This is a genomic window from Candidatus Pelagibacter sp., assembly GCF_052046145.1.
Lineage (GTDB): Bacteria > Pseudomonadota > Alphaproteobacteria > Pelagibacterales > Pelagibacteraceae > Pelagibacter.
The window spans coordinates 1,084,278-1,105,365 of sequence record NZ_JBNGZR010000001.1 but is presented as its reverse complement, the minus strand read 5'-3'; the positions used below and the strand labels follow the sequence as shown (position 1 = coordinate 1,105,365).

Genomic DNA, 21,088 nt, shown 5'->3' with positions numbered 1-21,088 from the left:
AAAGCTTGCCATGGAAGATTATAAAGTAAAAGACATTGCTCAAGCTGAATTTGGTAGAAAAGAAATATCAATAGCTGAAAGTGAAATGCCTGGTTTAATGGCTTTAAGAGAAGAGTATTCTAAAGATAAACCATTAAAGGGCGCAAGGATTATAGGATGTCTTCATATGACAATTCAAACAGCTGTACTAATCGAAACTTTAGTTGCATTAGGTGCTGAAGTAAGATGGTCTTCTTGTAATATTTTTTCAACTCAAGATCATGCAGCTGCTGCAATTGCAAAGGCTGGAGTCCCTGTTTATGCCTGGAAAGGTGAAACAGAAGAGGAATATTTATGGTGCATTAAACAAACTATAGTTGGAAAACCTGACTGGAGGCCTAACATGTTATTAGATGACGGTGGAGATTTAACAGCTATCATGCATAACGAGTATCAGGATTTAATGAAAGATATTAAGGGTGTTTCAGAAGAGACTACCACTGGAATTAAAGCACTAAATAAAATGGAAAAAGATAAATCCCTTTTGGTTCCAGCAATAAACGTGAATGATTCTGTGACAAAATCAAAATTTGATAATTTATATGGATGTAGAGAAAGTTTAGTAGACGGGATAAGAAGAGCTACTGATGTAATGATGTCTGGAAAAATTGCTATTGTTGCTGGTTTTGGGGACGTTGGAAAAGGAAGTGCTGCATCTTTAAGACAAAGTGGAGCTAGAGTTTTAGTTACAGAGGCAGATCCAATTTGCGCTCTTCAAGCTGCAATGGAAGGTTATGAAGTGGTTTTGATGGAGGAGGCTATAAGTAGAGCGGATATCGTTGTAACAGCTACAGGTAACAAAGATATTGTTACTGCAGATCATATGAGAGATATGAAGGATAGAGCCATCTTATGTAATATTGGTCACTTTGATAATGAAATACAAGTTGAGGCTCTTAAGAATTATAAGTGGACTGAAGTAAAACCTCAAGTGCATGAAATAGAGTTGCCTAGTGGTAAAAGAATTATTCTTTTAGCTGAAGGAAGATTAGTTAATCTTGGTTGTGCAACTGGACATCCAAGTTTTGTAATGAGTGCATCATTTACTAATCAAGTTATTGCTCAAATAGAACTTTGGCACAATCATAAAAATTATGAAAATAAAGTTTATGTACTTCCAAAACATTTAGATGAAAAAGTAGCAACTTTGCATTTAAAAAAAGTTGGGGCAAAACTAACAAAATTATCAAAAGAGCAAGCAGATTATATAAGTGTTGGAACAGAAGGTCCTTTCAAACCAGATGCCTATCGCTATTAAAGATAGCACAATCGATATCACTTCAGAGAAGTTAACTAAAGAATTAGCTAAAGAATTTACAAAATATCTTAAAGGCGGCGAGTTTGTTTTTTTATATGGAGAGATGGGTGTTGGTAAAACAACCTTTGTTAAATATTTTATAAATGAGTATCAAAAAATAAATAATTTAACACAAACAGAAATTACAAGCCCTACTTTTAGTTTATTAAATGAGTATCAAGTTAAAGATATAAGAATAAAACATTATGATTTATTTAGAATTAATAGGAAAGAAGATATCAATAATTTAGATATTTTTGAAAAAGATAATAAATTAATAACACTTATAGAATGGCCGCAATTGATTGATGATAAAGATATAAAATTTATAACTTTAACATTTAATTATTTAAATCAATTAAATGATAGATCTGTAGATATAAAAGTTTAAATTAAAACCTATTTTGATGAAAAGCTTAGCAAAATTAAAAAAAATAAAAGGTGATGCGTCTTTTAGAGAATTTTATAGAAACAGAGACAATAAATCTATTATTGTAATATCCAAGAAAGAAAAGTTAAAAAATCTTTTAATTTATGATGCGATAAATAAAATTTTAATTAAAAATAAAATTTTAGCACCAAATCTAATAAGTGAAAATTACATTAATAATTATGTAGAAATAAATGACTTCGGAGATCAAACTTTGTTTCAAATTTTAAAAAACAAAAAGAATAATAAATATGTCATTTTTAAAAAGATAATAAAAATTTTAAATAAAATACAATTAATAAAAGATAAAAAAGTAAAAAATTTTAAAAACAAATTATATAAAGTTCAAGAATATAAAAACAAAATTTTGTTTGATGAAACTAAACTTTTTTGTGACTGGTATGCACCAAAGATATTGTCTAAATCTAAAAGTATTCAATTTAAAAAAAAATTTAGATTAGAGATAAAAAAATTATTATCAAAATTAAATTATAAAAATGTTACATTTGTTCATAGAGATTTTCATGTTTCAAATTTGATGTATTACAATAAAAAAATTGCAGTAATAGATAGTCAAGATGCACTAATAGGTAATAGAGCTTACGATTTAGCATCTTTAATTGACGATGTAAGATTAAAAACATCTAATGAACTGAAAGAGAAAGTATTTAAATTTTACATCAAAACAAATAAAAAAATTGATTTGGAAAAATTTAAAAAAGATTTTGAAATATTATCTGTTTTAAGGAATTTCAAAATAATCGGTATATTTATGCGTTTAGCTGAAAGAGATAATAAAAAAAAATATCTTAAATTAATTCCTTACGCTTGGGAATTGATTAATCATAGAATTAAAGAGCAAAATCAATTTAAAAATTTGATGTTGCTATTAAAAAATAATTTTCCAAAATTTATAAGGTGAAGTTGTGAAAATAAATACAGCCTTAATTTTATGTGCAGGTTTTGGTAAGAGATTAAACCCAATTACTTTAAATACTCCTAAGCCCTTATTAGAGATTAAAGATGTAAGTATGCTGGAGAGATGTATTAATTTAATCGAAAAACTAGGTATTAAAAAAATCTTAATAAATACTTTTTATTTAAAGGATCAATTTTCAGTTTTTTTAAACAGTAAAAATTTCAATATTGATATTAAAATAATCGAGGATGGTGAGCAAATTTTAGATACAGGGGGAGGTATTCAAAATATGATTAAAGACTCTAATGAAAAAGATTTTATAATTTTTAATCCAGATACAATCTGGAGTAATGACTATAAAGATGAGATATTAAAAATGGAAAAAATATATTTTTCTGAAAAATTAGAAAACATTCTTCTTTTAGTAAATAAAAAATTTAGTTTTGATAAAAAGTTAAAAGGTGATTTTAATTTAAAAAATAATTTAATTAACAAAGAAATTGAGAAAGAATTTATTTATATTGGATGTCAAATAATTAATAAAAAATTATTTATTAAAGAGAAAATAGAAAATTACTCAATTTTGGAAATTTGGAATAATTTATTAGATCAAAAAAAATTATTTGGTTATGAAAGCCAAAAAGATTTTTATCATTTAACCGATCTGGATATTTTTAAAAAACTAAAAGATCTTTAGCTCTTTCTTGATCAAGATATTTGCAATTAGAAATTATGTTGTTTTCTAATTCAACTAAAAGTGGGTTTCCTGTTGGAATTTCAAGTTTAGAGATCTCATTGTTATTTAAATTAAACAAATATTTGCAAAGAGCTCTAATGGAATTTCCATGAGCAGAAATAAGAATATTTTCACTTGATTTCTGTTCTATCTCGTTACAATAAAACTTTATTACTCTTTCATATGTATCTTTTAGGGACTCGGTATCAGGAATTTCTTCTAAAGGAATATTTTTGTATGTTTCAATATTTAGTGGGTGATATGGATTTTTTTTATCTAAAGGGTCGGGTCTAAGGTCCCAAGAACGTCTAAATTGATGAACTTTTTCTTCTCCAAGTTTTTTTTTCATTTCATCTTTATTTAACCCTGTCAGAGCTCCATAATGTCTCTCGTTTAATTCCCATGCACTCTTTACTTCTTTAAAATCTTGTAATTCTTTCTGTATAATTTTTAAAGTATTTTTAGCCCTCAATTGAAAAGAGGAGTAATAAAGATTAATTTCAATTTTTTCTTGTTTTATTAATTCACCAGCTTTTTTTGCCTCTGATTTTCCATTTTCTGTCAGATCTACATCAACCCATCCAGTAAATTTCTTTTCAAGATTCCACACACTTTGACCGTGTCTTACTAAAATTAAATAACTCATTTGTTTATCTTTTAAATCAATTTGATAAATAAAACTATATTATTAATGATTAATTATTTTTCAAAATATAAATTTATTTTTTACTTATGTAATTTCATTCTAATTATTTTGTATTTGTTCCCAGGTAGTTTACTTGGCTGTTATATTTACAATGATTGTAAAATCCAACCTCAAATAACTGCAAATTATATTGTTTCCACAAATCATTTATATGCATATATAGTTCTCTCAATTATTGGTTTTCTAACTTACCGAAAAAATAATCAATTTAATATTTTAAGTATTTATTTAATATTTTTATCTATTCTACTTGAGGTATTACAATACTTTGTGCCTAATAGAAGTTTTGAATTTTCGGATTTGTTTGGAAATCTAGCAGGTGTAGTTATAGCCATAATTATATTTTACTTTTTTAAAAAAAATGAAAATTTTAAAAATTAATTATTTATTTATTTTAATAATTTTTATTTCTGGTTGCTCGTCTGTTCCAAAAAATACAGCAGATAGTTGTTCTATATTTAATGAAAGATACATGTGGTATAAACATGCAAAAAAAGCTGAGAAAAAATGGGGAACTCCAGTTTATTTACAGCTTGCAATTATAAAAATGGAATCCAGTTTTAATAGATTTGCAAAACCTCCTAGACAGAAATTATTTAAAGTAGTGCCTTACAAGAGACCATCAAGTTCTTTCGGGTATTCACAGGCTGTAAAAGGAACGTGGAAACAATATAAAGAAGAAACTGGGAATAAGCTTGCTGCTAGGACAAGATTTAAAGACAGTGTAGATTTTATTGGTTGGTATACTAATAAAACTGAAAAAATTTTAAAAGTTTCAAAAAAAGATGCTTTCAAGCAGTATATTGCTTATCATGAAGGGTGGGGTAACTATAAGAATTATAAAAAAAATAAAAAAGTTATTAATCTAGCCAAAAGAGTCGAGAAGCAATCAAATATTTATAAGCAACAATTATCAGAATGTAAAAATTCTTTATCAACGTCAAAATATATTATTTTTTAATTTAGCTGTTTTTTTAATTCAATATCAACTGCATCAATTCGCTTAGTATTTTTTGCAAGAGCTAAATACATTGTTGGAGTTACATACAAAGTAAAGAAGGTTGAAATAATCATTCCTCCTAAAATTGTAGAACCCACAGCTAATCTAGAGCCTTCACCTGCTCCTGGGCCAATATTACCAATAACTAATGGAAGCATTGCTATCATTGTACTAAGTGAGGTCATTATGATTGGTCGAATTCTAAGTTGGCAAGCTTTAATTATAGCGTCCTGAATTTTAACACCGGTAGTTCTTATCTGGTTTGTGTAGTCTACAATCAAAATACTATTCTTTGTGGATATACCAATCAGTATTATTAAAGCGATTTGAGAGAAAATATTTACTGAACTATTTAAAAATAAAATAAATACTAATCCACCAAATACAGCTAGTGGAACTGTTAAAATAATAATAAATGGATGAACAAAAGAGTTAAATGTTGCTGCCATTACTAAATAGGCAGTTAACAAAGCAAGAGCAAAAATTAAGTATATTTCATTTGTTGTTTCTTTTAACTCTTCAGATTTTCCTTTCCAAGTGATTTGATTTTGAGGAGCAACTCTAATCATGACATCTTCCAGGTATTTTATAGCCTCTGTTAGAGTGTAATCTTCTGCAAGCGCAGCAGAAATTGTAACTGCTCTTTGACGATTGTATCTTGGAAGCGCTTCAGCAGTGCCTTTCTCTTTAAACTCAACTAAACTTGCAACAGATACAAGTTTACCAGTTGTTTCAGATCTAACAAAAATTTTTGACAACCCATCTTTATCTCTTCTGTCTGCTAAATATTGTTGTAAAATAATTGGGTATTCTCTTCCTTCTTTACTAAAAGTTGTTACTCTTTTTCCTCCATAAAGAGTTTCTAAAGTTCTACCTATATTTTCGGTAGAAACTCCCAAATCATTTGCTCTGTTTTTATTGGTGATTAATTTAACCTCAGGTTTATTTTTTGTATAATCACTTTCAATTCTAGACATATTTCTATTTTTTCTTAATTCTCTTAAGATATTATTTTGAATTTCTTCTAATTCTTCGTAGCTCGATCCATATATCACCATTTGAACAGGCTTATTGTAACTAGATACTCTTATTGACTGTGGAGAAATTGGAAACGCAAAAGTTTCAGGCACAGAAACCACTTGTCCAATTGCTTCTCTTAATATTGTTTGACTACCTTTTTCTCTATTTTTCCATTCATCAAGTAATGCAATAATTATAAAACTGTTATAAGACGTTGCAGATCTTCCAAAACCAGGAACTCTCATGATTAGTCTTGCATAGGGACTGTCTTCTGCCTGCAATAATCTTAATATTCTTCCTTCAATTATTTGCGCTTTTTCCTGGGTATATTCAAATGAACTTCCTTCATCAGTTGACCCAATAATTAAATAAGCACCCCTATCTTCAATTGGTATTAATTCTTTTTTGGAAAAACTAAACAAATAAGCTGAAGTAGCTATAATTAAAATTATAAATATTGAAATAGTTTTTTGTTTATTCACCCAATATTTAAGAGAGTTTACATAAAATCCTGTAAAAGATTTAAATCCATTATTGAATTTTTTTACGAAGAAATTAATTTTTTCTTTTTTGTTTAAAAATTTACTTCCTAGCATTGGAGATAATGTTAATGCCACAAAAGAAGATACAACAATTGAAAAAGATAAGGCTATTGCTGTTTCTTTAAACAAAGTTCCTGATATTCCTTTAATAAAAATTAAAGGTAAAAATACTGCTATAAGAATTAAAGTTGTTGCAATAATTGCAAATGTAATTTGTTTAGAACCTTTGTAAGCAGCCACTAAAGGTGTTTCTCCATTTTCAATTCTTGTATAGATCGCATCAGTCATGATTACAGAGTCATCAGTGATTATACCAATTGCTAGAATAAAACTTAGTAATACAAAAATATTAATTGATAGATCAAATATATATAACCCGAGAAATGATCCAATAAGACTAACTGGTAAAGCAACCGCAGGAACTATTACAGCTTTTAGGTTACCTAAAAAAAGATAAATAATTAAAACAACTAGTACGAATGCAATTACTAAACTTTTATATACTTCTTCAATTGCTGCGCCAATGTAGGTCGCTCTGTTAAATGCTATTTCTAACTTTAATCCATCAGGTAAGGATTTGTTAAGTTCTTTAATTTTAATTTTTATTTGTTTAGAAAGCTCTACCGTTGATGCACCACTTTTTGCATAAATTCCAATTCCTACAGTTTTTAAATTTACTGCATTTTTTCTTTGTGCTTTAAATAAAGTTTTTTCTGAAACAGGTCCAAACTCTATATTAGCCACATCAGATAAAATAATAACTTTTTCTTTATTTTTTTTAAGTGGCAATTGTTTAATAGTATCAATATTAGAATAGGATTTATCAATGTTTAAAGTTAAGTCTTTGTTATTAGCTTCTAAGGTTCCAGCTGGAAGATTTATATTCTCATTTCTAAGAGCTCTTTCAACTTCTTGAATTGTAAGATTGTTTGCAGCTAATTTTATTGGATCTATCCAAACTCTAACACTAAGCTCTCTTAATCCACCAACTAAAATTCGACCTACGTTTGGTACGCTTGAAAATGCATCTATTAGATATCTTTCAGCATAATCACCAAGATCTAGATCATCCCAGGTTGGGGATGATAATGCTACCCACATTGTAGTTGTAAAACCTGCTGCCTGTTTTAAAATTTGTGGAGGGTTTGACTCACTTGGTAAATTATCTACAACTCTTGCAACTCTTTCCCTAATATCATTAGCTGCATCATCTAAATCAATGTCTGTGTTGAATTGAATATTAATCCTACTTCTTCCATTGAGAGAACTTGAGTCAATATTTTTGATACCTTCAGCGCCTCCAATTACATCCTCTAATTTTTGAGTTATTTCTTCATCAACGATTTCTGCAGAAGCAGATTTATAATCGGTTTGAACTTGAACTACTGGGGGCTGTATACCATCTGGAAGTTCTCGTACTGGCAATTCTAAAAAGACAAAAATACCAAAAATTATTAATATCAAAGACATAACCCAAGCAACAACAGGTCGTTTAATGCTAACTTCAGTTATATACATTTAATTATTTTTTCTCTTTATCTGATTTTTTAAAAATATTTTTGAACCAATCAAATTTACCTTTTTTTTCGTCAGCTTTTTTTGATTTATCTTTTTTACCCCAGCTAGAATTTCCTTGTTTTTTTTTAGCACCTTTCTCTATAGGTCTGATTGTTAAATTTGGTCTTACTTTTTTTGTTCCTTCTGCAACAATTTTATCTCCATTATTTAATCCATCTAATATTTCTACAAAGCCCAAATATCTATCACCAATGGTTACCTTTGTTTTCATTACTTTATTTTTTTCATCTACTTTATAAATAAAAACATTTTCACCCTCGACAATTGTACTAGTGTCAGGAGCACTTAAGCCATTTCTCACATCATATTTAATTGATATTTCTAAAAATGAGCCAGGTAAAATTTCACCTGATGAGTTGTCCATTTTAATTCTTGTTGCTAAAGCTCTTGTATCCTCACTTATCCTGCTAGCAAAAGAGTCTACTTCACCTTTATAAATTTTATTTTTATATCCAGAAAATTTAATATCAACTGGCAGACCAACCTCAATAAATGGTACAAAAATTTCAGGTATATCTACATCACAATATATTGAGCTAGTATCTTCAAGATTAATTAATATTGAGGATTTTGAAACCTCTATATCTTCCGAAAATTCTCTTTTTCCAATAACACCATCAAATTGAGCAATAACTTTTCGATTTTTAAGCTCAGCAATTACATCACCTTTTTTAACTTTTTGATTAAATTTTATAGGTTTTAATATTTCATATTTTTCAATTTTAAATGATTGTGTTTGAATTGGAGTTGCAGTCCCATAGGTACTAACAACATTTTCAAAAACTCTCTCTTGAGTAGTAGTTATTATTATTCCAGGAGGCGGTCTTTTACTAAATTTTTTTTTGAAATGATTTCCTATCATTGTTCTTCCAATGATCACTGTTGCAATGATTAAGAAAAATATGATTACTATACTTGTTATTTTTGTAGATGTTTTCATAAGTTAATTTTTTCCGTATTCAGCCCAAGAGCCATCGTAAATTGTCGGCATATATTTAGCATTTATTAAAGAATAAGCTAGTGCCAATACACTTGCAGTCACTCCAGAACCACATGAAAACACTAGATTTTTATCATGGTCAAATTTAAAGGACTTAAATTTTTCCATTATTTTATCTTTACTAATAAAAGTATGGTCTTTGTTTACTAATTCAGAAAAGGGTAGGCAAAAAGAATTTTTTATTGAACCACTTCTAAGACCTTTCCTTGGTTCATCAACTTTGCCTTCAAATCTTTCTCTACTTCTTGCATCAACAACATTAAATTCATGTGAATTAATATTTTCATCTATTTGTTTTTTATTTTTAACTAGCTCTATATTTTCTTTGCATATATACTTTGAAGTTTGATTGGTTACTTCTTTGTTATCTGTAGGTTTATTTTCTTTTTTCCATTTTTTTAATCCACCATCCAGAACATGAACTAGTTTAGGATCATGTCCGTAATAAATTAAATTGTACCAACATCTACAAGAACTAATAACATCAGAATTATCATAAATTACTATTCGATCATTATTTTCTATACCCATGTTGCTCATTATTTTTTCCCAAGATTTAGTATCGGTAAGCATATGTGGTAAATCAGTATCTAATTTAGAATTTTTATCTAAATCAAAAAAAATAGCATTTGGAATATGCTCCTCTGTATATTCCTCAAAACCATTTCTTTGAGTTTGAGGCATATGCCATGAGCAATCAATAATTTTTACTTTATCAATATTATTTTCTAACCAACTTGTATCGACTAGAGACATTTTATCTTTTTTCCAAATATCTTTGATGATACTCTTCAGCTGGGCAATAATTTTTAACTAAAGAAGTTTTTGTTACTACTTTTCCTGATAATTTGGCGTTTTCTTTTTCTATCATTTTTTCAGCGGTAATTTTTTGCTGATCATTTAAATAAAATATTTCACTTCTATATTGGGTTCCAAAATCTGGTCCTTGAGAATTTAAAGTTGTTGGATCATGAATTTCAAAAAAATATTCAAGAATTTTCTCGTAAGATATTACTTTAGGATCAAAATCTAATTTTACTACTTCTGCATGATTTGTTGTGCCTGTGCATACTTCTTTGTAATTGGTTTCAGCATTATGACCTCCACAATAACCTACTTCTGTTTTAATAACTCCATCAAGTTTACTAAACTTAATTTCTGGTCCCCAAAAACATCCTAATCCTAAAATTGCTATTTCCATTGATAATTAACTTAATTAATCTAAAGTTAATCATATGCTATCAAAAAATCAATTAGGCTTTTTTTACATGTTCATATCGGTATGTGCATTTTCACTTATGGATGTGATTGTTAAATGGTCTGAGGATTATCCCGTTGGACAAGTATTATTTTTCAGAGGATTTTGTGGAATAATTCCTATTTTATTTCTTATTCCTAAAGATAGATATTTAGATTTTTATAAAACAACTAGACCATTTCTTCATTTTAAAAGATGTTTAGCAGGATTAATTGCTTTGGTTTCTATATTTGTAGCACTAAGAAATTTACCTTTGGCAACAGTTGTGAGTATATCTTTTGCAGCACCAATATTTATAACAATATTTTCAATTTTTTTATTAAAAGAAAAAGTTGGTATTTATAGATGGTTAGCGGTCCTAGTTGGATTTGTTGGTATAATTTTCATAACTGAACCAGGTTTTAGCTCTTTAAATTTATATTATATTTATCCAATAATTTTTTGCTTAGGTCTATCTTACGTTGCTATTGCTATAAGAAAATTATCATCGACTGAACCTGCCTGGTTGATTAGTTTTTTCTTTTCATTCTCAATAATGCTTTTAAGTTTTCTATCTATTTATCAGGGATGGATTTTGCCAAGTTTAATTGATTTATTTTTGCTATCTATGGTTGGTATATTAGGTGGTCTTGCTAATTTATGGTTATCACAATCTTATAAATATTCAGAAGTAAGTTTAGTTTCCCCTTTAAAATATCTTGGATTAGTCTTTGCTATAATATTTGGATATTTTATTTGGAACGAAATACCAACCTCTAAAACATTATTAGGAGCTTTATTAGTTATAGTTTCATCTATAATTATATTTAGAAGAGAGATGTATTTGAAAAAAAAGTTATCTGTTTCACGACATGAGTAAAACCCCATCATATTGGAATAAAGCAAAAAAATATTTATCTAAAAAAGATAAAATCATGTCTTCTTTGATTAAAAAATATAAATCCCCTTCAGAGACAGTACTAACTACAAGAAAAGATGTTTTTTTCTCCCTCTGTAAAAGTATAATTGGACAACAAATTAGTGTAGCTGCTGCTAATTCAGTTTTTTTAAAATTTAAGAAAAAATGTAAAAATAAAATTAACGCAAAAACAGTAAGTAAGTTATCTACTGTTCAGCTCAAAAGCTGCGGTCTAAGTAGACAGAAAGTGAAAGGAATAAAAAGTTTAGCCCAAAAAATATTAAGTAAAGAGTTTAATCCAAGACTTATTTCAAATATGTCTGATGAAGATGCCATAATATATCTTTCTCAATTAAGACAAATTGGAAGATGGTCAGCAGAAATGATTTTATTATTTACTTATAATCGTCCTAATATTTGGCCAATCCAAGATATTGGTTTGTTAAGAGCTATTTCAAAAAATTTTAATAAAAAATATCTTCCACCTGAAAGTTACGTGAAATATTTAAACAAAAAGTTTTCCCCTTACTGTTCTGTAGCGACTTGGTATTTATGGAGAAGTATAGATCCCGAACCTATTCAATATTAAGCCTTTATCAGCTTACATTCCCTCAAAAATTATATGTTCTCGAGTAGCATTATTTTCCAAATGTTTTCTAGCTTCAACATACTCTTTGGAATTGTAACAATTTTTTGCTGTTTCAATATCTGGAAATTCTGCAAGTGCTACTCTAACCATTTCCCTACCTTCTAAAGTTATATTATTTGCACTTCTCGCTATTATTTTTCCAGAATATTTTTCAACCGCTTCTTTAGCTTTAACGGCATATTTTTTAAGTCTTTCGTCGTCTTTTATTTCTGTATAATTTGCAACCCAATAAGCTTTCATAATTCTCCTTTTTAATTTTTTTTAATTATGATACCAAATTTATGTGAAAAAATTATTTTTAAATTTCTTTTGTACATTATTATTTTTGATATTTTCATCATTAACCCAGGTTAATGCCGATGAATTGTTTAATAAGGGAAAAGAAGTTTTTCTGGGGGCTGGAAATTGTGCAGCATGCCATATGCTCTCAGATGCTGGATCGAACGCAATGGTTGGTCCAAATTTAAATGAAATTAGACCCGATATTCAAAGAATTATAATGGCAGTTAGAAACGGTATAGGAGTAATGCCTGCGATGGAGGGTATATTAACTGATGATGAAATAGAAGCAGTTGCTCACTATACTTCTATAGCTGCTGAACAATAATAAAAATTTAACTGTAATTTTTTATCCAATGTTTAGCTATATCTACTCTTTTGCAGATCCAAATATCCTTAAATTTTGTAATGTAATTTAAAAATTTTTTAAGAGACTGTATTCTACCAGGTCTTCCAATTAATCTACAATGTAAGCCAACCGACATCATCTTTGGTGAAGTTTTTCCTTCCTCATAAAGGGCATCGAAACTATCTTTTAAATAATTATAAAATTGTTCACCCGAATTAAATCCTTGATTAGTTGCAAATCTCATATCATTGTTATCGAGTGTATAAGGAACCATGAGTTGTTTTTTACTACCTTTTTTTATCCAATAAGGAAGATCATCACTATATGTGTCGCTACAGTATAAAAAATCACCATTTTCGATTACTAAATCTAAAGTATTTGTACTACACCTACCAGTGTACCAACCAGCAGGTTGATAGCCAAAAATCTTTTTTATAGATTTGACTGCAAGTTTCATATCATTCTTTTCTTTTTTCTTTGATACATTTTGATAATCAATCCATCTCCACCCATGACAAGCAACTTCATACTTTGCTTTTTTTATAGCAGAACAAACTTCTTTATTTCTCTCCAATGCCATACCAACTCCAAAAATAGTAAGTGGAATTTTCTTTTTATTAAATAGATCATGAATTCTCCAAAACCCTCTTCTTGATCCATATTCATAAATTGATTCCATATTTAAGTGTCGACCTTTAATTGGTTTTGCTCCTATAATTTCTGATAAAAATACTTCTGAAGTTTTATCACCATGAAGAGTACAATTTTCTGCTCCCTCCTCGTAATTAAGTACAAATTGCAAAGCTAACTTAGCATTACCAGGCCACTTTACCTTAACTTTTTTGGAACCATATCCCACTAAATCTCTTGGGTATTTTTTTTTCATTTTTTCAAAATAATTTTATCTTTTTTAAATTTATAAATAACAAGATTGTTTCCTTTTCCTTTTCTATCAACAATTAGAAAATTCATATTTTTCATAGAAATCAACGGAAAGTGCCAAATACCAGCATTGTAATTAACTCCAGTTTGTTTTGGGACTAAAAAGGATTGGATTTTATTTACATCTGGTTTATCTCCTTTTGGTGCTACAAATACTAAAAATTTTGTATCTTCCATTGGTATAAAGGCTTGGCTTCCTAAAGGATGTTTTTCCATCATGTCAATTTTCATAGGAAACCTTCTTTTTTTTGCTTTAAAAATACTAACAATTGCTTTCCCTTTGTTTTTAGATGCATCTACGTTAATTAAATTATCAAATCTTTTTGCATACCCATCATTAATATTTATAGGATTTTTTTTTGACGTATCTATTAATTGACCAAATTTAGAAAAATTTTTTTTAGTAATTTTTTTTGCTTTTATTATTTTCATCTCACAAAATTTCCAAATGCCCTTATTCTTGAAATTCCACCGTCTGGATAGATATTTATTTTAAGATAATTTTCCTTACTTCTCTTAATTAAGAATTTTTTAAAAATATGTTTCTTGTGAGCTGACAGTTTTGACTTATTTATAATAAACTTCCAATTTTTTGAATTATTGACAATTGATTTATTGGACAGTTTTTTTGAAATGCTTGCAGTTTGAATTGAACAACTATCGGGATAGTTTCCTTTAAAATGATGGGTATCTATCTCTAGCTTTTTTATTAATCCTGGTTTTCCAAATTTTATTATAAGCCAATCAAAGTTTTTTCCTCTACTTCTTCTTGTTTCCCAACCATCTCCCATATTTTTTCCTTTACCAGGTGCTATGATATTTTCAGCTCTGCCAAAATGTTCATTATTACAACCAATAATTGAAGCGCCATTTAAAACAGATGTAAGGTTAATAGTTTTGTTATTTAAAAAGTTTTTCTCCATTTCAATTTTTCCATAAAGCCTTAACCTTGCAACTCCACCATCTGGAAAAATATTTAGTCTTATATAATTAAAAACAGATTTGTTGTTTGATTTGAAGCTATGGTTTCGGCTTGGCCCAAGTTTTTTTTTGCTCAGTAAAGAAATCCATTTAGTTTTCTTATTAGGCTTTGTTTTACTTAAGCAACCCTCTAACGAAGCATGTGTGGGCTGATTTCCATTGAAATGTGTTGTGTCAATGTCTATATCAAATATCTTTCCAGGTTTACCAAGTTTTAAAATTAAATAATCAAAACCTTTTGATCTTCTTCTTCTTGTTTCCCATCCATCCATCCATTTACCATGTTTGTCAAATAGTCCATCTTTAAAAACTGGAGTTTTAATATTTAATATTCTGTGAGCAGCTGCAAAAAAATCGTCAGTCTTAAAAATTACTTTAGATCCAATTCTTGGATCCGCTAAGTTAATCATTTTTGCACTTATAAATTTTTTCATTTTTTATTTATTTCATTCAAACGAAAGGTTGCGATTTTTTTTACTTGTTTTTTTGCTTCAAGGAATTCACTTTCTACATCACTTTGTATTCTTTGTCTAAAATTATTCAAAATTTCATTTTTATCTTTACCTTTTACGGCAATTATAAAAGGAAAATTAAACTTTTTTTTATATTCTGAATTTAATTTTTTAAATTCTTCATATTCATCATTAGAACATTGGTTTAATTTTGCAGAAGCTTGTTCTGATATAGATTCGGAGGTCATTTTTTTTGCTACAGCAAGCTCAGGATGAGCATTTAAAATCTCTAAAATTTTATTCTTTTCGTAATTTTCATAAATATCAAGCATTTTAAACATAATATCTTCGAAGTTTTTAAATGGTTTTGACTCAAATGCTTCCACTGCAACTGACTCAGTTTTTTCAAAAACATTACCAAATAAAGACAAAAAATCAGACTTGTTAAGATCGTTAATGTTATCTATTGTTCTCATATAACTTTAAAATAATTTAAGTTTAAAACTAAATGATATTATAATTTTATGACAAAGCTCACAACTCATGTTTTAGATGTGTATTCTGGTAAACCTGGCAATGGTATCCTAGTTGAGTTGTTTTATATTAATAATTCAGAACGAAAAAAATTAACGTCAACAAAACTCAATGACGATGGTAGAGCTAATTCACCATTAGCTGAGGGCGATATTTTTATTAAGGGTAAATATGAATTAGTTTTTCATATTGGTGATTATTTTAAAAATACATCTGCAGCTAGCGATGTTCCATTCCTGGATGATGTTATTATCAGATTTGGTATTTCAGATCCCTCACAGCACTATCATGTTCCTTTACTTGTTTCACCTTGGAGTTATTCTACTTATAGAGGTAGTTAAGTGATATCGAGCTCTGTTAAATTTCTATTAAATGATAAACTTATAGTAATCAATAATCCTGATCCAAATCAAACCATACTTAATTATATTAGAACCGAATTAAAAAAGACTGGAACCAAAGAAGGATGTTCAGAGGGTGGTTGTGGCGCGTGTACAATTGTTTTAGGTGAATTAGTCGATAATAAGATTATATATAAAGCAATTAATTCCTGTATTTCATTTGTTCCATCATTAAATGGTAAACAACTTTTAATTGTAGAAGATTTGGTTTCCAAAGATGGCAAACTTCACCCTGTACAAGATGCGATGGTAAAATTTCATGGTTCCCAATGCGGTTTCTGTACACCAGGATTTGTTATGGCTTTATTTTCAATGTTTAAAAATAACAAAAATCTTAATAATGAATTAATAACAGATTCTATATCAGGTAATTTATGTCGTTGCACTGGATATAGACCTATATTAGATGCTGCAAAAAGTTTAGACAAGAAAAACAGGAATGATCAATTTAGTAAAAATAATAATAAAGTTATTCAATTATTAAAAAAAATTAAACCAAAAAATATTTATATTAAAAAAGATGATAAAATTTATTTTTCACCAAAGAATATTAAGGATTTAAAAAATATAATTAAAAAATACTCAAATTTTAGTTTTCTTGCAGGTGGAACAGACTTATCTTTAAAAGTTACAAAAGAAAGAAAAGAAATTCCTTTTATAATTGATTTAAAAGAAATAAAAGAATTAGACTTTATAAAAGTAAATAAAAATTACCTTGAGGTTGGCGCCTCTACACCTTTAATAAAATTTGAAAAAGAAATTAAAAAACATTATCCAGATTTTTATTTAGTTCTTAAAAGATATGGTTCTGTTCAAATTCGAAATGTAGGAACTATAGGTGGTAACATTGCAACAGCATCTCCGATAGGTGATACATTACCAATTTTGTTATCTTTAAATGCAGAAATTTTAATTGAAAGCTTCAATCAAAGAAAAGTTATTCCTATAAACAATTTTTTCCTTGATTATAGAAAAACTAAATTAAAAAAGAATGAATTTATTCACTCAATAAAAATACCATTATTTAAGAAAAATATTTTTAAAGCATTTAAAATATCAAAAAGATTTGATGATGATATTTCATCTGTTTGTGGATCTTTTAATTTTGAAATTGATAAAAATAAAATTAAAGAGGTTTTTATTGCTTTTGGAGGTATGGCAGCTGTACCAAAAAGAGCTAAAGCCTGTGAGAAAATTCTTAAGAATAAACCTCTTAATTTAAGTACTTTTAATCAAGCCAAAAATTATCTTGATAAAGACCTAAGTCCTATAGGGGATATGAGAGCAAGTAAAGAATATAGACTAGAGATAGCAAAAAATTTATTGATGAAATGTTTCGTAGAAATACATTCTAATAAGCTAACGAGAGTTAATTAAATGAGCAAAGAGAACTATATTAATGATGTAAGACCACATGATAGTGCTTATAAGCATGTAAGTGGATACGCTGAATACACTGACGACATTAATGAACCAAAAAATACAATTTATGGTGCTATTGGTTTAAGTAAAAAAGCTCATGCAATAATCAAAAAAATAGACTTAAGCGATGTAAAAAAAAGTGAAGGGGTGATATCAGTAGTCACTCAAAGTGATATCTCAGGAAGGAACGATGTAGGCCCTGTTTTTGATGGTGATCCAATATTTCCAGATAAAAAAGTTGAGTTTTTTGGTCAACCTTTGTTCGCTGTAGCCGCCACAACTACTGAACTTGCAAGAAAAGCAGTATTAAAGGCAAAAATCACTTATAAAGATTTAAAACCAGTTATCACAATAAAAGATGCTTTAAATAAAAAACAATTTTTATTTAAGCCTAGAAAAATTAAAAAAGGAAACCCTTCTAAGAAAATTAAAAATTCAAAATATAATTTGAAAGGAAACTTTACAACCGGAAGTCAAGAACACTTTTATTTAGAGGGTCAGGCAGCGTTTGTTATACCTAAAGAAGATGATAATTTTTTAGTTTACAGTTCAACACAACATCCTTCTGAGACACAACAATTAATTGCAAAAATGTTTAATCAGAAAAGTAATTCTATAAATGTTGAAGTAAGAAGAATTGGAGGTGGATTTGGAGGGAAAGAGACAAATTTTATGACTGCATGTATTTGTGCGTTGTTGGCAAAAAAAACAGGTCAGCCTGTGAAATTAAGACTAGATAGAGATGATGATATAATTTTGACTGGTAAAAGGCATGAATTTTTATCTGAATACGAAGTTGGATTTAATGATGAAGGAATTATTGAAGGATTAAAAATTAACTTATCATCAAATTGTGGAATGTCGCCTGATTTATCAGCAGCAATAAATGAAAGAGCTCTTCTTCATATAGACAATGCGTATTACATATCAGATATCGAGGTAACAAATAATTTATGCAAGACAAATATTCCAACTTCAACTGCATTTAGAGGCTTTGGTGGAAATCAAGGAATGATGGCTATAGAAAATGTTATTGATAATATTTCAAGGTATTTAAAAATAGATCCTATTCAAGTTCGAAAGAAAAATTTTTATCAAAAAGATAAAAAAAATATAACTCACTATGGAATGACTATTGAAGACAATGTGATTAATGAAATATTTAAAAATTTAGAAAATAAATCTAATTATAAGAAAAGATATTCAGAGATAAAAAAATTCAATGAAAAAAATAAATTTAAAAAGAAGGGTATAGCTATTACACCAGTAAAATTTGGGATTTCATTTACAACAATTCATTTAAATCAAGCTGGTGCTTTAGTGCATATTTATACAGATGGAAGTGTGTACTTGAACCATGGTGGTATAGAAATGGGTCAAGGGACTCATACAAAAATAGCTCAACTAGTGGCCAATTCCTTGGGATTACCATATAATTTAGTACATATTTCATCAACAAATACAGCTAAGGTACCAAATACTTCAGCTAGCGCTGCATCTTCAACCACAGACCTTAATGGTGCTGCAGCATTAAATGCAGTAGCAAAAATTAAATTAAATTTAGAAAAATTTATTAAAAAAAAATATAAGATTTACAATCAAGAAGCAATTTATAAGGATCAATATATAATATTTGGAAACAGACAATTTGAATTTAAAAGTATTATCCAAGAAGCATATTTAAATAGAATTTCTCTTTCATCCTCAGGTTTTTATTCAACGCCAAAAATAAACTTTGATAAAAAAAAATTTAGAGGAAGACCATTTTATTATTTTTGTTATGGTGCAGCTGTTTCAGAAGTAACTATAGATACGCTAACAGGTGAAAATATCCTAGAAAGAGTTGATATTTTGCATGATGCAGGAAAACCAATAAATCCTGCACTTGAATTAGGTCAGATCGAAGGGGGTTTTGTTCAAGGACAAGGTTGGTTAACTATTGAAGAACTAAATTGGAAATCAAATGGTCAAATTACAACTTTCTCTCCATCAACGTATAAAATTCCTGCTGTAAGTGATATTCCAAAAAAATTTAATGTAGAAATTTTTAAAGATGGAATAAATAAAGAAAAAGTTGTTAATAAAGCAAAGACAACAGGCGAACCTCCTCTAATGTTAGCTATGAGTGTTTTTTATGCAATTAAAGATGCAGTTGCTTCAGTTGGAAATTATCAGTTTGTACCAGAACTTAATGCGCCAGCAACACCTGAAAGAATTTTAATGAGTATTAACAAAATTAAAAATAAAATAAAAAAAAAAAATGGAAGATAAAAAAAAATTTATGGCAAAAGCCATTGAACTTTCAATAAAAAGTGCGAATACTATAGGAGGTCCCTTTGGAAGTGTTATAGTTAAGGATCAAAAGATTATTGCAGAGGGCTCTAACAAAGTTACTTCCACAAATGATCCAACTGCTCATGGAGAAATAGTAGCAATTCGAGAAGCTTGTAAAAATTTAAATACTTTTGATCTATCTGGATGCGAGATTTATACATCTTGTGAACCTTGCCCAATGTGTCTTTCAGCAATTTATTGGTCAAGATTAGGTAAAATATATTATGCTAACACTAGAGAAGATGCAAAAAATATAGATTTTGATGATTCTTTTATTTATACAGAAATTCCAAAAAAAATTGATGATAGAAAAATTAAAATGGTACAAATGCTTAGAGAAGAAGCTTTAAAAGCTTTTGAAATTTGGGATAAAAAAGTAGATAAAATAAAATACTGATGGAATTTTTACCTTATACAATTAAATGGTTAGAAGTTATTCTAAGATGGGGCCATGTAGTATTTGCAATATTATGGGTAGGTAACAGTTTTTTATTTAATTACTTAGACAATAATTTAAATAAAAATATAACAAGTGATGATGTCGATGGAGAAGGATATCTGATGCATTCTGGTTTTTTTTATAAACTTTCAAGGTTAAAAACCTCACCACCACAGGATTATTTAAATAGATTAGTAATTTTTAAATGGCAAAGTTACCTAACTTTTGTAACAGGAATGTTGCTCTTAGTTGTAATTTATTATTATAACGCTGGTGTATTAATGGTCGATAAACGTGTTCTGTTGATGCCTCCTAGTTACGCCATTATTATCTCGCTTTTATCATTAATTATTTTTTGGTTTATATACGATCTATTGTGTAAATCAAAATTGATTGAAAATAATGTACTATTTATATCTACAGCAATTATTTTATTAGCAGCTGTTTCCTTTGGTTTAACAAAATTGTTTGGACCAAAATTTGCAATTTTAAGTGTTGGACTAATTATAGGAACCAATATGTTTGGTAATGTTTTTACAGTTATTATACCCAATCAAATGAACATCATCACCAGTAGTAAAAGAGGTGAAAAATTTGATATGAGTTTATCTCTTGCAGCTAAACAGAGATCAATTCATAATAATTATTCCACTTTTTTAGTATTGTTTATAATGCTTTCTGGACACTCAAGTTTCTTAGTTTATCATCAGTATAATTGGTTAATATTATGTGCATTAGCAGTTATTACTGGAGTAGCACGACATTATTTTAATTTAAGAGGAAGAAACATTCATAGGTTGTATATCTTAATATCTTCAATAATTGCACTTATCGTTCTTGCAGTTTTAGTTTTATTATTTAAATAAATAGATATTAAAAAATT

At 28.2% G+C, this 21,088-nt stretch carries 24 protein-coding genes; 14 read left to right on the top strand and 10 right to left on the bottom strand.

Going from position 1 to position 21,088, the window contains the following annotated elements; genetic code table 11:
• Window positions 1-10 precede the first annotated feature (10 nt).
• From ahcY to ACTT88_RS05945, 4 genes are read left to right on the top strand one after another with little or no spacing between them, the layout of a single operon-like run.
• Window positions 11-1,297: an adenosylhomocysteinase gene (gene ahcY, locus ACTT88_RS05960; protein WP_440908391.1), complete on the top strand. Its 1,287-nt coding sequence runs from the start codon at window positions 11-13 to the stop codon at window positions 1,295-1,297.
• On the top strand, window positions 1,281-1,727 hold the full coding sequence (tsaE, locus tag ACTT88_RS05955) for a tRNA (adenosine(37)-N6)-threonylcarbamoyltransferase complex ATPase subunit type 1 TsaE (protein ID WP_440908390.1): 447 nt from the start codon (window positions 1,281-1,283) through the stop codon (window positions 1,725-1,727). Before ahcY ends, tsaE begins: the two co-directional genes overlap by 17 nt.
• A 16-nt stretch (window positions 1,728-1,743) precedes the next feature.
• Window positions 1,744-2,688 carry a phosphotransferase gene (locus tag ACTT88_RS05950; protein WP_440908389.1) on the top strand — a complete coding sequence of 315 codons (945 nt, stop codon included), beginning with the start codon at window positions 1,744-1,746 and terminating at the stop codon, window positions 2,686-2,688.
• Window positions 2,689-2,692: 4 nt separating this feature from the next.
• The gene (locus ACTT88_RS05945) at window positions 2,693-3,382 is read left to right on the top strand and encodes a sugar phosphate nucleotidyltransferase (protein ID WP_440908388.1); all 690 of its coding nucleotides are present in this window, start codon (window positions 2,693-2,695) and stop codon (window positions 3,380-3,382) included.
• On the opposite strand, the gene ACTT88_RS05940 is transcribed toward ACTT88_RS05945, so the two are convergent.
• Entirely contained in the window at window positions 3,360-4,067 is a 708-nt protein-coding gene (locus tag ACTT88_RS05940; RefSeq protein WP_440908387.1) for a 2,3-bisphosphoglycerate-dependent phosphoglycerate mutase, read from the bottom strand. The genes ACTT88_RS05945 and ACTT88_RS05940 overlap by 23 nt on opposite strands.
• 45 nt (window positions 4,068-4,112) lie before the next feature.
• Between ACTT88_RS05940 and ACTT88_RS05935 the strand changes: the two genes are divergently transcribed.
• On the top strand, window positions 4,113-4,508 hold the full coding sequence (locus ACTT88_RS05935; protein ID WP_440908386.1) for a VanZ family protein: 396 nt from the start codon (window positions 4,113-4,115) through the stop codon (window positions 4,506-4,508).
• The gene (locus ACTT88_RS05930) at window positions 4,489-5,088 is read left to right on the top strand and encodes a transglycosylase SLT domain-containing protein (RefSeq protein WP_440908385.1); all 600 of its coding nucleotides are present in this window, start codon (window positions 4,489-4,491) and stop codon (window positions 5,086-5,088) included. Before ACTT88_RS05935 ends, ACTT88_RS05930 begins: the two co-directional genes overlap by 20 nt.
• Here ACTT88_RS05930 and ACTT88_RS05925 read toward each other — a convergent pair.
• The 4 genes from ACTT88_RS05925 to msrA are packed head-to-tail and all read right to left on the bottom strand — an operon-like array spanning window position 5,085 to window position 10,468.
• Entirely contained in the window at window positions 5,085-8,207 is a 3,123-nt protein-coding gene (locus ACTT88_RS05925) for an efflux RND transporter permease subunit (protein WP_440908384.1), read from the bottom strand. The genes ACTT88_RS05930 and ACTT88_RS05925 overlap by 4 nt on opposite strands.
• Window positions 8,208-8,211: 4 nt before the next feature.
• Complete coding sequence (locus tag ACTT88_RS05920; RefSeq protein WP_440908383.1) at window positions 8,212-9,207, bottom strand: efflux RND transporter periplasmic adaptor subunit; 996 nt, start codon at window positions 9,205-9,207, stop codon at window positions 8,212-8,214.
• A 3-nt stretch (window positions 9,208-9,210) separates the two neighbouring features.
• A complete protein-coding gene (locus tag ACTT88_RS05915) occupies window positions 9,211-10,023 on the bottom strand; it encodes a sulfurtransferase (protein ID WP_440908382.1) in 813 nt (270 codons plus the stop codon).
• A gap of 1 nt (window position 10,024) precedes the next feature.
• The gene (gene msrA, locus ACTT88_RS05910; RefSeq protein WP_440908381.1) at window positions 10,025-10,468 is read right to left on the bottom strand and encodes a peptide-methionine (S)-S-oxide reductase MsrA; all 444 of its coding nucleotides are present in this window, start codon (window positions 10,466-10,468) and stop codon (window positions 10,025-10,027) included.
• A gap of 34 nt (window positions 10,469-10,502) precedes the next feature.
• On the opposite strand from msrA, the gene ACTT88_RS05905 reads away from it, so the two are divergent.
• Together ACTT88_RS05905 and ACTT88_RS05900 are read left to right on the top strand one after the other, a co-directional pair.
• The gene (locus ACTT88_RS05905) at window positions 10,503-11,384 is read left to right on the top strand and encodes a DMT family transporter (protein WP_440908380.1); all 882 of its coding nucleotides are present in this window, start codon (window positions 10,503-10,505) and stop codon (window positions 11,382-11,384) included.
• Window positions 11,377-12,012: a DNA-3-methyladenine glycosylase family protein gene (locus ACTT88_RS05900; protein ID WP_440908379.1), complete on the top strand. Its 636-nt coding sequence runs from the start codon at window positions 11,377-11,379 to the stop codon at window positions 12,010-12,012. Before ACTT88_RS05905 ends, ACTT88_RS05900 begins: the two co-directional genes overlap by 8 nt.
• Before the next feature lie 12 nt (window positions 12,013-12,024).
• Here ACTT88_RS05900 and ACTT88_RS05895 read toward each other — a convergent pair whose 3' ends face one another.
• Window positions 12,025-12,312 carry a DUF1330 domain-containing protein gene (locus tag ACTT88_RS05895; RefSeq protein WP_440908378.1) on the bottom strand — a complete coding sequence of 96 codons (288 nt, stop codon included), beginning with the start codon at window positions 12,310-12,312 and terminating at the stop codon, window positions 12,025-12,027.
• A gap of 43 nt (window positions 12,313-12,355) precedes the next feature.
• Between ACTT88_RS05895 and ACTT88_RS05890 the strand changes: the two genes are divergently transcribed.
• The gene (locus tag ACTT88_RS05890; RefSeq protein WP_440908377.1) at window positions 12,356-12,679 is read left to right on the top strand and encodes a c-type cytochrome; all 324 of its coding nucleotides are present in this window, start codon (window positions 12,356-12,358) and stop codon (window positions 12,677-12,679) included.
• Between the two features lie 7 nt (window positions 12,680-12,686).
• On the opposite strand, the gene puuE is transcribed toward ACTT88_RS05890, so the two are convergent.
• From puuE to uraD, 4 genes are read right to left on the bottom strand one after another with little or no spacing between them, the layout of a single operon-like run.
• Entirely contained in the window at window positions 12,687-13,586 is a 900-nt protein-coding gene (gene puuE / locus ACTT88_RS05885) for an allantoinase PuuE (RefSeq protein ID WP_440908376.1), read from the bottom strand.
• A complete protein-coding gene (locus tag ACTT88_RS05880; RefSeq protein WP_075536560.1) occupies window positions 13,583-14,074 on the bottom strand; it encodes an ureidoglycolate lyase in 492 nt (163 codons plus the stop codon). The genes puuE and ACTT88_RS05880 overlap by 4 nt, the downstream gene beginning before the upstream one ends.
• Window positions 14,071-15,057, bottom strand: coding sequence for an allantoicase (gene alc, locus ACTT88_RS05875; RefSeq protein WP_440908375.1), 987 nt, complete (start codon window positions 15,055-15,057; stop codon window positions 14,071-14,073). Before alc ends, ACTT88_RS05880 begins: the two co-directional genes overlap by 4 nt.
• Window positions 15,054-15,551, bottom strand: coding sequence for a 2-oxo-4-hydroxy-4-carboxy-5-ureidoimidazoline decarboxylase (gene uraD, locus ACTT88_RS05870; RefSeq protein WP_440908374.1), 498 nt, complete (start codon window positions 15,549-15,551; stop codon window positions 15,054-15,056). The genes alc and uraD overlap by 4 nt, the downstream gene beginning before the upstream one ends.
• A 48-nt stretch (window positions 15,552-15,599) precedes the next feature.
• Between uraD and uraH the strand changes: the two genes are divergently transcribed.
• From uraH to ACTT88_RS05845, 5 genes are read left to right on the top strand one after another with little or no spacing between them, the layout of a single operon-like run.
• Window positions 15,600-15,950 carry a hydroxyisourate hydrolase gene (gene uraH / locus ACTT88_RS05865; RefSeq protein WP_440908373.1) on the top strand — a complete coding sequence of 117 codons (351 nt, stop codon included), beginning with the start codon at window positions 15,600-15,602 and terminating at the stop codon, window positions 15,948-15,950.
• Window positions 15,951-17,387, top strand: a complete 1,437-nt coding sequence (gene xdhA, locus ACTT88_RS05860; RefSeq protein ID WP_440908372.1) for a xanthine dehydrogenase small subunit — start codon at window positions 15,951-15,953, stop codon at window positions 17,385-17,387.
• Window positions 17,388-19,703, top strand: coding sequence for a xanthine dehydrogenase molybdopterin binding subunit (gene xdhB, locus ACTT88_RS05855; RefSeq protein WP_440908371.1), 2,316 nt, complete (start codon window positions 17,388-17,390; stop codon window positions 19,701-19,703).
• On the top strand, window positions 19,693-20,163 hold the full coding sequence (locus ACTT88_RS05850; RefSeq protein WP_440908370.1) for a nucleoside deaminase: 471 nt from the start codon (window positions 19,693-19,695) through the stop codon (window positions 20,161-20,163). The genes xdhB and ACTT88_RS05850 overlap by 11 nt, the downstream gene beginning before the upstream one ends.
• Window positions 20,163-21,071, top strand: coding sequence for a urate hydroxylase PuuD (locus tag ACTT88_RS05845; RefSeq protein WP_440908369.1), 909 nt, complete (start codon window positions 20,163-20,165; stop codon window positions 21,069-21,071). The genes ACTT88_RS05850 and ACTT88_RS05845 overlap by 1 nt, the downstream gene beginning before the upstream one ends.
• Window positions 21,072-21,088 lie beyond the last annotated feature (17 nt).

Bases quoted from the DNA above. Each gene is read 5' to 3' on its own strand.
- ACTT88_RS05915 (WP_440908382.1), bottom strand. From the start codon at position 10,023: ATGTCTCTAGTCGATACAAGTTGGTTAGAAAATAATATTGATAAAGTA.
- ACTT88_RS05900 (WP_440908379.1), top strand. From the start codon at position 11,377: ATGAGTAAAACCCCATCATATTGGAATAAAGCAAAAAAATATTTATCT.
- ahcY (WP_440908391.1), top strand. From the start codon at position 11: ATGGAAGATTATAAAGTAAAAGACATTGCTCAAGCTGAATTTGGTAGA.
- ACTT88_RS05940 (WP_440908387.1), bottom strand. From the start codon at position 4,067: ATGAGTTATTTAATTTTAGTAAGACACGGTCAAAGTGTGTGGAATCTT.
- puuE (WP_440908376.1), bottom strand. From the start codon at position 13,586: ATGAAAAAAAAATACCCAAGAGATTTAGTGGGATATGGTTCCAAAAAA.
- ACTT88_RS05880 (WP_075536560.1), bottom strand. From the start codon at position 14,074: ATGAAAATAATAAAAGCAAAAAAAATTACTAAAAAAAATTTTTCTAAA.
- ACTT88_RS05905 (WP_440908380.1), top strand. From the start codon at position 10,503: ATGCTATCAAAAAATCAATTAGGCTTTTTTTACATGTTCATATCGGTA.
- ACTT88_RS05845 (WP_440908369.1), top strand. From the start codon at position 20,163: ATGGAATTTTTACCTTATACAATTAAATGGTTAGAAGTTATTCTAAGA.
- xdhB (WP_440908371.1), top strand. From the start codon at position 17,388: ATGAGCAAAGAGAACTATATTAATGATGTAAGACCACATGATAGTGCT.
- alc (WP_440908375.1), bottom strand. From the start codon at position 15,057: ATGAAAAAATTTATAAGTGCAAAAATGATTAACTTAGCGGATCCAAGA.
- uraH (WP_440908373.1), top strand. From the start codon at position 15,600: ATGACAAAGCTCACAACTCATGTTTTAGATGTGTATTCTGGTAAACCT.
- tsaE (WP_440908390.1), top strand. From the start codon at position 1,281: ATGCCTATCGCTATTAAAGATAGCACAATCGATATCACTTCAGAGAAG.
- msrA (WP_440908381.1), bottom strand. From the start codon at position 10,468: ATGGAAATAGCAATTTTAGGATTAGGATGTTTTTGGGGACCAGAAATT.
- ACTT88_RS05895 (WP_440908378.1), bottom strand. From the start codon at position 12,312: ATGAAAGCTTATTGGGTTGCAAATTATACAGAAATAAAAGACGACGAA.
- ACTT88_RS05935 (WP_440908386.1), top strand. From the start codon at position 4,113: ATGATTAATTATTTTTCAAAATATAAATTTATTTTTTACTTATGTAAT.
- ACTT88_RS05850 (WP_440908370.1), top strand. From the start codon at position 19,693: ATGGAAGATAAAAAAAAATTTATGGCAAAAGCCATTGAACTTTCAATA.
- ACTT88_RS05925 (WP_440908384.1), bottom strand. From the start codon at position 8,207: ATGTATATAACTGAAGTTAGCATTAAACGACCTGTTGTTGCTTGGGTT.
- ACTT88_RS05920 (WP_440908383.1), bottom strand. From the start codon at position 9,207: ATGAAAACATCTACAAAAATAACAAGTATAGTAATCATATTTTTCTTA.
- ACTT88_RS05930 (WP_440908385.1), top strand. From the start codon at position 4,489: ATGAAAATTTTAAAAATTAATTATTTATTTATTTTAATAATTTTTATT.
- ACTT88_RS05950 (WP_440908389.1), top strand. From the start codon at position 1,744: ATGAAAAGCTTAGCAAAATTAAAAAAAATAAAAGGTGATGCGTCTTTT.
- uraD (WP_440908374.1), bottom strand. From the start codon at position 15,551: ATGAGAACAATAGATAACATTAACGATCTTAACAAGTCTGATTTTTTG.